The sequence below is a fragment of the Methanobacterium sp. genome (genome assembly GCF_038562635.1).
Classification (GTDB): domain Archaea; phylum Methanobacteriota; class Methanobacteria; order Methanobacteriales; family Methanobacteriaceae; genus Methanobacterium_D.
The window spans coordinates 1,853,505-1,866,476 of record NZ_JBCFBO010000001.1 but is presented as its reverse complement, the minus strand read 5'-3'; the positions used below and the strand labels follow the sequence as shown (position 1 = coordinate 1,866,476).

The window sequence follows — 12,972 nt, the reverse complement described above, 5'->3', positions numbered from 1 at the left end:
AAGATTTTGTTTTTAGTTTTCTTGGATAGATAGTTATTTTTAAAAGTTTAAGGAGCATTTATTTTAAGCCCCTTAAAAATAGGCTTTTGAAGCATTAAACTAGTGGATTATATGTCTATTTTAAAACTTTACAAGTTATATATTGATTTAAGTCATAGGAACTTTTGTAACTTGTGTATCTACTTTAAAAGCCTCATAACAATTTTATCTTTTATTTAATGCATGCTAATCTGTATCTATTTTAAAAGTCTTACAGGCACGTTCTGTTTTGCAAGAACATCTGCAAAGGTTTCTCTTTCCCTTATAACTTCACTTTCACCGTCAGTTACAAGTACTTCAGCAGTTTTGGGGCGTGAATTGTACTGTGATGACATTGAAAATCCATATGCTCCAGCATTTAAGATTGCAAGAATGTCCCCTTCTTCAACTTCAGGTAATGGCCTGTCCCTTGCAAATAAATCTCCAGATTCACACACGTTTCCAGCGATGTCGATATTCTGGGTGTTTTCAGCCTCTGGTTTGTTTGCAACCACGATGTGGTGGTATGATCCGTACATTGAAGGGCGTAAAAGTGTGTTAAAACCAGCGTCTACACCTGCAAATTTCCTGTAACTCTGTTTTATGGTATTTACTTTTGTAAGGAGTGTTGAAGCGTTCCCTACTATATATCTACCTGGCTCGAGGTACATTGTAGGTTTTCCAAGGTTGTACTCGTTTAATTTATTTTTAAAGAGGCCTACAATTTCTTTTGAGAAGTGGTCTATGTCAAGTTTATTTTCATGTGGTTCGTATGGAATTCCAAGCCCGCCACCGAAGTCTATAAATTCAAATTTAACTCCTGCTTCTTCGTGTACTTTTCCTGTAATGTCCATAAGGGTTTCGACTGCGAGCATGAATGGTTCCGGGTCAAGTATTCCAGATCCTATGTGGGTGTGAATTCCAACTGGTGTAAATCCAAGGTCCTGCGCTAAGCTGTAAACATCAGCTGCTTCTTTTTCCATTACGCCAAATTTAGATAGTTCACCACCAGTTATACAGTGTTCGTGGTGTCCAGCACCTACCATTGGGTTTACCCTGAATGATATTCTAACTTTTTCAGGGTCGGTTAATTTTGAAAGCCTTTTAAGGGCCGAAATTGAGTCCAGATTGATTGTAACGCCTGATGATACTGCGAATTTAAGTTCTTCGTCAGTGACGTTGTTTCCTGTGTATAAGATCCTTTCAGGTTCAAATCCAGCAAGGAGTGAGGTATACACTTCTCCAGGGGATACTGCGTCAATACAGCTTCCTTCCTGTTCCAGTATTCTCATTACTGCAAGGTTTGTGTTAGCTTTACAGGCATAGAATATTTTAAAGTCTTCGTACTGGCTGGAAAATGCGTTGTACAGCCTGTTGTAATTATCTCTTATTTTCATCTCGTCTATGACGTAAAGAGGGGTATCATATTTTTCTGTAAGTTCTACAGCATCTGCTCCACCGATGCTTAAATTTCCGTTTTCATTTGTTTTAAGATCAAATTGCATCATATCTCTCCATTTCCCAAAAAACTTGTTTTTTGGGTGCAAATTATCAACCATGATTTTTATGCAAGAAAAATTCAAAGCATTTCTAGCTTTGATTTGCAAACTTTCAGTTTTGATAACTTCAATTCTGGAATCCCAAAAAAGAAGTAAACATTAAATTTATTCTCTTCTTACTATAAAAAGTGTTTTATGTTGAGGTTCAAAAACTGGAAAATTAACTGGAATTTATGGTATTTATTGAAAATAGATTGACATTTTTGGGATATTGTTGAAATAAAGAGTGAAAAATAGTTGAAATTTTGAATCTACTTGATTTTTATTGATAATAATTCAAATAGTAGAAATACAACGCAAATATATATCTAAATAATATTTGGAACATTTATAAACATTTTTATATCATAAAACTGTGTATTAATTATTTAAAATATTCTTATGGGTATTTAATAATTTAATTACAGAATAAATTAAATTTAAGAATTTTATAACTAAAAAAAGGGCTAATATTAGGCTATTTTTATGTAATTTCATATGTATGTTATATATTTTTGAAATTTATAATATTTAAGAGATTATAAGTATGTTGCAGTAGTTATAGAAATAATGGATACCATAACAGCAATAATTTCAAGTGCATCAAGAATAGCATCATAAACTTTAGTTAAAAATATTCTATAATGTTGGGTAAATTTATTAATACAAAAAAGTTGTTCATCTAAGAGGTAGTTAAATGAAAACAGGTTCAAAAATAATTACAATTGGTTGTATTTTAATAGTTGCGGGATTACCATTATTTTTATTATCTGGTGACTTGTTACCTAACATATTTGCTATATTGTTAGGGATACTCTGGATTATAACTGGGGTATTTAAGAATAAAGGCTATTATAATAAAAATTGTTATATGGCTATTTTTAGCGTAATTGCACTATGGGGCTTAACGTTACTTTATATCTTCTTATTTAGAACCAATGAATATTTAGAAGATATGGGTATGTTTTATATTTTTGCTGGACTTTTTATACTTCTTATGATTATGTTTGGTAGAGGTTATATTCGTAGACTTATGGACGTTAATAGGCGTAAAGAGCTTGATTTATGAAAATAAGCTAAATTAATGGTTTTAAAATTTGAAAATAAGAAAAAGAAAAATGTCCTCTAAAAAATAAAATTTAAGAAAGGTCACTTAAAATAGTCTCTAAAACACATGTAACAGTGTCTATCTGACCTTTATCTATATTAAGCGGTGGTAAAAACCTTAAAACATTACCTGCTGTACAGTTTATAAGAACACCCTGTTCTCTTGCAGTGGTCACAATATTGGAACAGTCAATATCAATTTCCATTCCAATCATTAAACCAGCGCCACGCACATCTTCAACTATGCCGTACAGTTTTTTCTGTTCGTTGAGTTTGTACATAAAGTATTCTCCCATTTCTTTTGCTTTTAGAGGGAGACTTTCTTCAATTATGGTTTTAATACTGGCTTTTGCTGCGGCACATGCAAGTGGATTTCCACCGAAGGTTGCTGCGTGGTCTCCTGGCTCAAATGCTTCTGCTACTTCTTTTTGGGCAAGTACAGCACCTATTGGGAATCCTCCACCTAATGCTTTAGCAACTGTGGTTATGTCTGGAGTTACACCGAAAAGGTCGGATGCGAACATTTCTCCAGTCCTTCCAAACCCGGTCTGAACTTCGTCGAAGATTAAAAGAACGTCATTTTCATCACAGAGTTTCTTAAGCTCTTTTAAATAGCCTTCTGGAGGTACTATGACTCCTCCTTCACCTTGTATTGGCTCAACCAGAACTGCAGCTGTGTCACCGGTTATGGTTTCTGCGACGGCATCGATATCTCCGAAAGGAACATGTGTAAACCCTGGAGATAGTGGTTCAAATCCCTTTTTGTATTTATGCTGGCCTGTAGCTGTAATCATGGCGAGAGTCCGTCCGTGGAATGAGTTTTCCATGGCAATTATTTCGCCGTTTCCTGTAAATTTCCGTGCGAGTTTAACAGCCCCTTCATTTGCTTCTGCACCGCTGTTACAGAAGAATGCTTTATCATGCGGAGAAACTTCAGTAAGCAATTTTGCTAATTCTACCTGCTCCTGTGTATAATAGATATTGGAGCAGTGAATCATCCTTTTAGCCTGGTTACAGATGGCCTCTACAACCTTTGGGTGCGAATGCCCTACGTTGTTTACGGCAATCCCTGCAAAACAGTCAATATACGTTTTACCTTCCACGTCCCAAACCACAGATCCCTGTCCCTTTGCAAGGGCTAAAGGATACCGTCCGTATGTTTGCATGACGTATTCCTTATCTAAAGCCATAATCTCTTCCGTATTCATTAAATCACCTTCGTAACAAATAAGTAGAATATTTTATTATCTTTTTGAAATTTATTTTACTAAATTAATTTGTTTTGTAGCCTATTAAATCATCCGGAAAATTTAAAAATTTTATGGGTCTAAAGAATAAAATATGATTTAAGTTGATCATTTCATTTTTTTCAAACATATATCTGTTAATTTAAAGATTAAATGTAGTTAAATTCATATATAATAGATAAAATATCTATCTTAATATCTCATTAAACACTATTTCATGGGAGAATTACTGGAATTCAGAAAGTAATTAAATACACTTTCTATAAATTTGAATTTAATTAATATTTTAAAAATTTTTACTTGATTATAAATAATCGATGGTGAAAAAAATGAAAAAGGCAATAATTGAAACTGATAAAGGGAATATAGAACTTGTACTTTTTGATAAAGAAGCTCCAAATACAGTAGCTAACTTTGAAAAGCTTGCAAAAGAAGGATTTTACAACGGCCTGACTTTCCACAGAGTTATACCTAACTTTGTTATTCAGGGAGGATGTCCTAAAGGAAATGGAACTGGTGGGCCCGGTTACACTATAAAATGTGAAATAAACCCTCACAAACACGGTGCAGGAGCTCTTTCCATGGCTCACGCAGGTAAAGACACTGGCGGTAGTCAGTTTTTCATTACCCATTCTCCACAGCCACACCTTGACGGAGTACATACCGTTTTTGGTAAAGTTGTTAAAGGAATGGATGTTGTAAACAAAATAAAACAGAATGACGTAATGAATAAGGTTACTGTCTTTGACGAATAACTCTATTCTAATTTATTTTTATTTTAAATGGTGTTATGAATTTTTTTAAAAATTGCATCTTTAATTTATTTGTTTTGTTTGATTTTGACATAATTAATGGCTTAATATGCTTTTAAATATAAATAAATGGTTGAATTTTAAAGGATCAGCATGTTCAAAAAATTTATTAGCAACTTATTATATAAAATAAAGTTAAATAGGGTCCTATTTCATACTCAGGTGAAACTGTTTTGAATGTTTTAGAGAAAAAATGGAGGATATTATTTGCAATTGCCATAGGGACCATAATGGTGCCTATTAACGCTAGTATTGTTAATGTTTCATTACCTACAATCACTGCTTTCTTTTCTACAACTATTGCGAGCTCAGAATGGGTAATAACGGCTTATCTAATTAATTTACTGGGTTTTGTCTTATTATTTGGCCGATTGGGTGATTTCTATGGTCATGAAAGGGTATACATGGCGGGGCTGATTAGTTTCCTTGCTACATCAATTTTATGTAGTTTATCCCCTTCAATAACTTATTTGATAATTTTCAGGAGCTTACAGGGAATTGCTGCGGCGTTGATGATTTCAGTGTCTTTAGGTATAGTTAAGAGTGCTTTTCCACATAGTCAAACTGGTAAAGCTTTAGGTATATATGCAGTGGCCATATCTGCAGGTTTGGCGATTGGTCCAGCAATTGGGGGGTTAATACAAACATTCTTTGGCTGGCAAACTATATTTCTGGTAAATATTCCCATGGGTATAACCAGTTTTTTGCTTTGTTATAAAGTTTTAACAAGAGATGAAACTAAACCAGTTAAATTAGATGTTCCTGGAGCAATATTGCAGTATTTTTGCCTTTTTTCTGTAGTATACTTGCTTAATGATATTCAGACATCAAAATTAGATAATTTAACAATAATAATGGCTGTTGTGGCTGTAACAACATTAATGTTGTTTATCTGGAATGAGAAAAGGGCAGATGATCCCCTTCTGGATCTTGAAATATTTAAAAACAAAACATTTTCCGCATTTAACCTCAGTCTGTACTTCAACTATATCTGCATGTATATGATCCTATTTATCATGCCTTTCTACCTGCAGAAGGTTTTACTATGTAATCCTGCATTAACTGGAGTTGTATTAACTGTTAACCCTGTAGTTATGATGATTTTGGCCCCTGTAAGTGGGACATTGGCTGATAGGCTAGGTTCAAGACCTCTGGCAATTATGGGAGCATTAATAAGCGCTTTAGCATTTTATTCTATGACCTCCCTTACCATGTTCTCTAATGTCTTTGATGTTGTATGGAGATTAGCTCTTTTAGGAATAGGCGCTGCAATCTTTCAGGCCCCAAATAACAGGGCCATTATGACCGTTATACCTGATAAAAAGAAAGGATTAGCTTCTAGTATTTTAGTAACCATGAGAAATCTGGGAATGGTATTTGGAGTATCAATTGCAGGCATACTGCTGTATACCACCATAAGCCCGGATGCTTTACAGCAAAATCAGCTCTATGACCTGGCGGCATATAATTTTACAAGTGGAATGCACTTGATAATGATGTTAGGGGCTTTTTTAAGCATAATTATACTTATACTTTCTCCAGTGGGTATCTACAGGAAGAAAATCACTGAAACTAAAGAGATAATTCAGGAGTCAGATATAATACCTGCACCACAGGATATACTTGAAGAATCAAGTGAAATAATAAATGAATTAGAACTGGTAAAGCATTCAAAGGAATTACTTGAAGATTCGGAACTTTTGAGGTATTCAAAAGAAATAATTGAAGACCCTTCTATATTGAAACGGCCGAAAGATATTTTAAAGGAGAAGATTGAGGAATTGAATTTGGAGATCTCAAAGAAGAATGGCAAATAGCTATTGGAGTTAATCTTTTTATTTTGGTTTAAGCTTGGTGGTATTTACAAAGATTTAACTTTTATTTTTTTTAATGTAACAGGGTTAAATAGAAAGTTTTCATTTTTAAGTTTAGTTTTAACTGGATATATTAGAAATTGGAATATTAATATGGATACTCATTATATTAGAGCATTATTTTTGGTATATGTATTACTATTTCATCTAAATTTGCCCTGAAAGTAATAATAAAATCCAAATAGAAAGTATTATATATGGAAAAACTATAATTGGTTTTTGTAATGGCAAAGACTAGATTTGTATTACTTTAAATACGAATACATGTATCAAAATCTATGTCAAAATTTATAATTTTATATTTTAAATTTGATTTTCGGTATCTGTTAAAAATCAAAGATTTTTACACACCGTAAATGTTGATTTGCTGGCTTTGTCATGTTTTTTCCTCCTTAAACAGAGGAAAACTAAGAATTAACATTAAAATGTAATGGTTTTGAAGATATAAGATATTTAATTATATTTTTTATATTGATTTCCATTTCGGGGGAGTAAAAGTGGAGCATAACTATTTGGCTGAATCTGAAGTAATAGAGAAACTGGTAATTTTAAACACAGATTTTGCAGGAAAAGGTTCCTGCATAGCATGGACAACATTTCCTTACAATGAATTCAATTTAAGAGTTGTAAAGAGTTGTTTAAATAAACTTGACTGGGAGAAGAGGGAATACAATTTAAACTATGATGAAAACCTGATTTTTGTTGAAAAAACTTTGTTGTAGTTATTATTAAAGCACCCCTGTTTTTATTACTTTTTTTATGAGTATTAAGATTCTGTTTAGATTGGCCATGAAAGTAATAATACCAAATAAATAGAAAGTATTATATATAAAAAGCGCTAATCTTTCTTTGTAATGGCAAAGAGCTGGTTGATTATTACGAATGGTTTAAAATACCTTCTTTAATTATTAATTTACCCTTGCAAAATCTCTGATTTTGCAGGCCCGAAAAATCGAAGATTTTTCGACGGTCTTGCCATGAGTTTCCCCCTTGATGTCCTTAGGACATTTGAAAAATTAACCCAAAACATACCTAAGCAATTAAAAAGTATAGGGCATTTAAATTTCGCTCAAATGTATTTAAAATGCCCTAAAAACTTTTTGAGGGATATAATATGAATTATAAGGATAACGTTGAATTGTTAGATATGAAAAAATTAACAACATTGGATTTTGTAGTAGAAAAATTGAAAGAATTAGATTTTGATTTTGAAAGAAAATCCACCTGTGTTGCATGGACCACTTTTCCATATAATAAAGAGAATTTAGAAACAGTAGAAATCGCTTTAAAAAAACTCAACTGGCGAACTGAAGAATACATTTTAAATTATGATGAAAATCTTATCTTTGTTAAAAAGGATTTAGAATAAATATTTTTTATTTACTCTGGTTATTGCATTTTTGCACTTTTTTAGGAATTTTTAAAGGATTCAGTAATAACATTAAACTCTGCTTTTTTTCAAGTTTTAAAGACCAATTATGTCATTTTATGAGTTAAAAAGATTATTATTATAAAAAAATGCTTAATATGTACATAATATATAAATAAATATTATTTACGTTCTTTTTTTTAAATAGGATACGTTTAAGCGATTTTAAAAAGTCTTATTTTGTCATTAATCTTGTATAATATATTTTCTTGACCTTACTTAATTTTTAGAGAATTTATTACAAATTCAACAATATTTACTCAATTTGTAATAATTTTATGTGTTTTTTATTACTAAACTCCATAATTTGAACCTGAAAGTAATAATAAATAAGTAATAAAAAGTATTAAATATTGGTAGACTTTAAACCCTTTTATAAATAGGAAAGGGGGTTGAAGAAAATCTTTCGAGATTTTCTGAACCCAAAAATCATTGATTTTTGAGGTGAAAAGTATTAAAAAACAAGTAATATTACTAATAACGACATTTGTTTTTATATTGGCACTGTGTGGAACAGTGTCTGCAGCAAATACTACTACTGGAGGTGATTCTGGGGGCACGATAAATTCAACTGATCTCAGCAGCTCCTCTCAAAATAGTTCATTAAAAGAGGTTAAAATTACAGGTCAGGTTCTTGACTGTGTTACCAGCAAACCATTTCCAGGAGTAAATGTGACTGTATCAGGTAATGGAAATAAATTAAGTTCTACTAAGACCAATAGCAAAGGGGAATATGAACTGAGATTTCTAAGTAATTTAACTCAATTCAACGTGACATCGAGTTACACGGGGCATAAATCTTCGTCTCAAATAGTAAATACTCATCAATATACTTCAAATAATTCAACAATATTACAAGGAACTGCTACTTTTAAATTAGGAAAACCAAAAGTAGTTTTCTTATTTACAAGTTCTTCAGCAGTATCAAATACGTTAATGAATGCATTAGATCAAAATACCCACTTTACAAGTGAAGTCTACTTACTTAAAAATCTTCCAGCGGGTCTCAATCTCACTAAATATGACCTGGTATTTATTGACTATCTATACACTTCAACGCCGAATCTAGATAAAATAACTCCCCTAATAGAGGAAGCGAAAGCTAAGGATATACCTGTGATCATTACAACAACTTATTACATGTCAAATCCGACAAATGTGGATTCTGCAAAGCTTTCTGCTATTAGGCAGTACTGGACCAATCTTTCACCAGAAAATGCAAAGAATATGATAAAATATATCTCAGTGAATTTTCTGGGAGTAAAAGATACTTATCAGGCCCCGGGTACTGTAGTTAAGGTCGGTATTTATCATCCCGATGCGGATAAAGTATTTTCAAATTTAACCAGCTATCTGGCATGGTACAAAAAATATAATTCAAATAAGCCAACAGTAGCAGTTATGTTTGGCCAGTTTTCATATAACAAAGCAGATACAGCTGCAGTAGATGCATTAATTAGAGGTTTTGAAGCAAAAGGGTACAATGTAATCCCATATTTCCTTGATCATGAAACATATCCTTTAGGTCAAGTAGATATAAACACGTTTTTATTGTATAAAGGAAAATTCCTTCCAGATTTAGTTGTGCATTATCGTGCTGCCGGATGGGATATGATACGGTCATATAATGATACAATGGCTGAATTAATTTCCATAAATGTCCCTATTATCAAAGCACTGACCTATGAAGATTCATATGAAAAATGGCTAAATGCTACTCAGGGAATAGGATCCGCTACATTTGCATACTCAGTTACAAATGGAGAAAAACAGGGTATAATTGATCCCATTGTTGTTGCAACCACAGAAACAGATTCTAAAGGTATAGCTCAAACAGTACCAATCACACGGCAAATAAACTGGATAATTGATAGATCAATAGCTCAAATAAACCTTAAATACAAATCAAATGCTAATAAGAAAGTAGCTATCATTTACTGGACCTCACAGCCAGGATTGAGTTCTGGAGTTAGTGCAGGACATTTAGATGCATATGCCAGTTTAGTGAACCTTTTACAGGCTTTGAAAGACAGCGGCTATAATTTAGGAAATAAAAAAATTCCTACAGCAGATGAACTTGCGGTGATCATCAGAAATCAGGGTTCAAATATAGGTAACTGGGCACCTGGAGACCTGAAAAAGCTGGTTGAAAATTATCCTGTGGTTTTAGTTCCTGAATCTCAATATTTAGCATGGTTTAACAAGCTTAACGCTGCTAAAAGACAGGAAGTTATTGATGCATGGGGTGAAGCTCCTGGAGATATAATGGTTTACACTAAAAACGGTACACGGTATCTAGTTTTACCTGTAATCCAGTATGGAAACATCATTCTGGCTCCTGAACCATCCCGTGGTTACACTCAGAATGGGGAAGTGATGTATCACAGTGGCAGCGTACCGCCGACTCATCAGTACCTGGCATTCTATTTCTGGTTAAATAATGTTTATAATGCAGATGCATTGATCAACTTTGGAAGACACGGTACGGTGGCATGGTTACCAGGAAAGAGTGCAACTGGTCTGGACTGTGAAAATGATTGGCCTGCGATTGTAAGTCAAGACATGCCTGTAATCTATCTATTTACTGTAGAGGGAAGTGAATCTACTTTACCTCAAAGAAGACAGGGCGCGGTAATGATCAGTCATTTAATACCAACTATGACTATTTCAGGGCTTTATGGTAATTTAACAGTACTGAACCAGAAGTTGAATACATATTTCGATCAATCAACATCGGCATCCATCAAGGCAGAACTTAAAAGTACAATTTTACAGCTGACCAAAACTATTCATCTTGATGAAGATATGAATGTGAACTTATCTACAATCAAGGATTTCGATCAGTTCGCTATTGAACTGCAGGATTATCTGCAGGAAATGGAATCAGAATACATCACGCTTGGGTTACACGTGCTTGGTGAACCCCCAACGGGAAATTATTCTATTTATATGGTACAATCGCTTTTGGGTTACCAGTTTAGAGATTACATGAACGCGAATAAATTAACTGATGATCAGGTATATTTACTGCTTGAAAAGGTTTTATTTGATAAAATGTCAGCTGAAGATGCTCAAAAATCGGTCTTAAACCAAACTAAAACTGATTTAACGGCCTATCTAAATCTGGCCATAATATACATGAATAATCTTGAACTGGCAACTAACGAGATCAACAGCACTTTGAAAGCATTAAATGGGGGTTATATTCCTGCATCTAACATTGGAGACCCAATTACAAATCCAAATGTGCTTCCTACTGGAAATAACATGTATTCATTTGACCCTAGAACAGTACCTACCAAGGAAGCATGGAATATCGCTGTGAAACTGGTGGACGAAATGCTGTCTTCTTACTATAAACAGCATGGAAAATATCCAGAAAAAGTAGCCTTCATGCTGTGGGCTACACATTCAATTCAGGATAAGGGTGTAATGGAAGCTGAAATACTCTATTTGATGGGTTTAAAACCTAAATGGGATAGTAATGGATATATTAACGGTACAGAGGTAATCCCTAATCTTGGAAGGCCTATAATCGATGTTGTAATCACTACAACTTCTCTTTACTTGAACGACTATAAATGCGTCCTGGATGTACTTGATGCTGCTGTAAGATATGCTGCGACCATCAACAGCACAACAAATTACGTTAAAACTCATTCAGATGGTATCTATCAGATGCTTATTAAAAAAGGCTACAGTGATGGGGATGCTAAGCAGCTTTCGATGTCCAGAATATTCTCTCAAGAACCTGGAAATCACCATAACCCGCTAACAGAGGTTACCCTGGGTAAAAGTGGGGATAATATGCAGGCAGTCATTGACACCTATATAAATACATTTGGTTATTTATATGGTTCAAATGCGACTTCCCAAATTCTTGTAGACCTTTACACAGCAATCCTCAATGGAACTGATATGGCGGTTTTCAGCAGAGATGTAAATGCTAACGACCTGCTTGGTGATGACGACTACTATGCGTACTTTGGGGGTTTGGGCGCAGCTATCACTAAAATAACTGGTACTGCACCTGTAATGGTCATAAATAATCTTGAAAATCCAGATAAACCCAAAACAGAAACTCTAGCTGAGTCGATAGCCCGTGATTTAAGAACTAGTTACTTCAATCCTACTTGGATTAGCGCATTAATTTCTCAGGGACCAGGTGCAGCCAGCCGTTTCTTGGATATTACGAATCTGCTGGCGTGGGATATATTAAATCCAGGTACTGCTACTTCAAACCAGTTCCAAGCAATTTATGATATATATGTCAGAGATAGCTTGAATTTGGGGCTTAATGACTATTTCAAAAGAAACAATCCTTACACACAGCAGGCAATCATGTATAACCTTATGCAGGCTATCCATTCAAACCGCTGGAATGCAGATTCTGATACTCGAAGAGCTTTAGCTAATAGTTTGGCTACTTCAATTAAAGATAATGGATGGAGTGGTGATCCTCTGGACATGAATATTGTAAACGAGATGTTCCAAAATATGAATTCTGTGCTTGTGGATGGAGTTAAAATCAAATTGTATGCTTCCACACAGAACCCTGTATTTGCAACGTCTACTCCTTCTAAACCGCAACAGGGAGGATCTACTTCTACAGGTGGAACTTCATCACCAGGTCAAATTTCTAACGGAGTTACTTACGCTTCAGCTGCAAGTTCTACACAAAGTTCGCAGAAATCACAATCTGGTGCAGGTAATCAGGGACAAAAAGCGTATGAGATAACTAAACCAGAAACTTCATCTGGATCTTCAGAAGATACAATGTTAGCAGCAATATTAGGAGTTATCCTTATACTTGGTTTGATAGGTGCGGGTTATTTCAGAAAGGATATGCCAAATCTATTTAAAAGGAAATAACTCCTATTTTTTTTATTTTTTGTATACACGGGCTTAATTTTTAACTTCTCAAAAATAATAATTTAATTTTCTATA

Annotated in this window: 8 protein-coding genes; 6 read left to right on the top strand and 2 right to left on the bottom strand. The window is 33.8% G+C overall.

All coding sequences use genetic code 11. The annotated features are described in order from the left end of the window. Positions 1 to 236 precede the first annotated feature (236 nt). Positions 237 to 1,523: a diaminopimelate decarboxylase gene (gene lysA / locus AAGU07_RS08980; protein ID WP_342458766.1), complete on the bottom strand. Its 1,287-nt coding sequence runs from the start codon at positions 1,521 to 1,523 to the stop codon at positions 237 to 239. Between the two features lie 730 nt (positions 1,524 to 2,253). Here lysA and AAGU07_RS08975 point away from each other — a divergent pair. Next, on the top strand, positions 2,254 to 2,625 hold the full coding sequence (locus AAGU07_RS08975; RefSeq protein ID WP_342458765.1) for a hypothetical protein: 372 nt from the start codon (positions 2,254 to 2,256) through the stop codon (positions 2,623 to 2,625). A gap of 70 nt (positions 2,626 to 2,695) precedes the next feature. On the opposite strand, the gene AAGU07_RS08970 is transcribed toward AAGU07_RS08975, so the two are convergent. Beyond that, on the bottom strand, positions 2,696 to 3,871 hold the full coding sequence (locus AAGU07_RS08970) for an acetylornithine transaminase (RefSeq protein WP_342458764.1): 1,176 nt from the start codon (positions 3,869 to 3,871) through the stop codon (positions 2,696 to 2,698). 368 nt (positions 3,872 to 4,239) lie between these two features. Here AAGU07_RS08970 and AAGU07_RS08965 point away from each other — a divergent pair, with 368 nt between their 5' ends. The 5 genes from AAGU07_RS08965 to AAGU07_RS08945 all read left to right on the top strand — a co-directional run bounded on the left by AAGU07_RS08965 (position 4,240) and on the right by AAGU07_RS08945 (position 12,897). Then, positions 4,240 to 4,665, top strand: a complete 426-nt coding sequence (locus tag AAGU07_RS08965) for a peptidylprolyl isomerase (RefSeq protein WP_048082192.1) — start codon at positions 4,240 to 4,242, stop codon at positions 4,663 to 4,665. Between the two features lie 230 nt (positions 4,666 to 4,895). Further along, on the top strand, positions 4,896 to 6,539 hold the full coding sequence (locus AAGU07_RS08960) for a DHA2 family efflux MFS transporter permease subunit (protein WP_342458763.1): 1,644 nt from the start codon (positions 4,896 to 4,898) through the stop codon (positions 6,537 to 6,539). Positions 6,540 to 7,108: 569 nt separating this feature from the next. Continuing rightward, the gene (locus AAGU07_RS08955) at positions 7,109 to 7,318 is read left to right on the top strand and encodes a hypothetical protein (RefSeq protein WP_157203579.1); all 210 of its coding nucleotides are present in this window, start codon (positions 7,109 to 7,111) and stop codon (positions 7,316 to 7,318) included. 392 nt (positions 7,319 to 7,710) lie between these two features. After that, a complete protein-coding gene (locus AAGU07_RS08950; protein WP_342458762.1) occupies positions 7,711 to 7,965 on the top strand; it encodes a hypothetical protein in 255 nt (84 codons plus the stop codon). Between the two features lie 576 nt (positions 7,966 to 8,541). Next, positions 8,542 to 12,897 (top strand): cobaltochelatase subunit CobN, encoded by a 4,356-nt coding sequence (locus AAGU07_RS08945; protein WP_342458761.1) that lies wholly within the window; start codon positions 8,542 to 8,544, stop codon positions 12,895 to 12,897. The last annotated feature ends 75 nt before the right edge of the window (positions 12,898 to 12,972 follow it).

Excerpts from the sequence above, each read along its gene's own strand:
- lysA (WP_342458766.1), bottom strand. The coding sequence starts at position 1,523 with ATGCAATTTGATCTTAAAACAAATGAAAACGGAAATTTAAGCATCGGT.
- AAGU07_RS08975 (WP_342458765.1), top strand. The coding sequence starts at position 2,254 with ATGAAAACAGGTTCAAAAATAATTACAATTGGTTGTATTTTAATAGTT.
- AAGU07_RS08970 (WP_342458764.1), bottom strand. The coding sequence starts at position 3,871 with ATGAATACGGAAGAGATTATGGCTTTAGATAAGGAATACGTCATGCAA.
- AAGU07_RS08965 (WP_048082192.1), top strand. The coding sequence starts at position 4,240 with ATGAAAAAGGCAATAATTGAAACTGATAAAGGGAATATAGAACTTGTA.
- AAGU07_RS08950 (WP_342458762.1), top strand. The coding sequence starts at position 7,711 with ATGAATTATAAGGATAACGTTGAATTGTTAGATATGAAAAAATTAACA.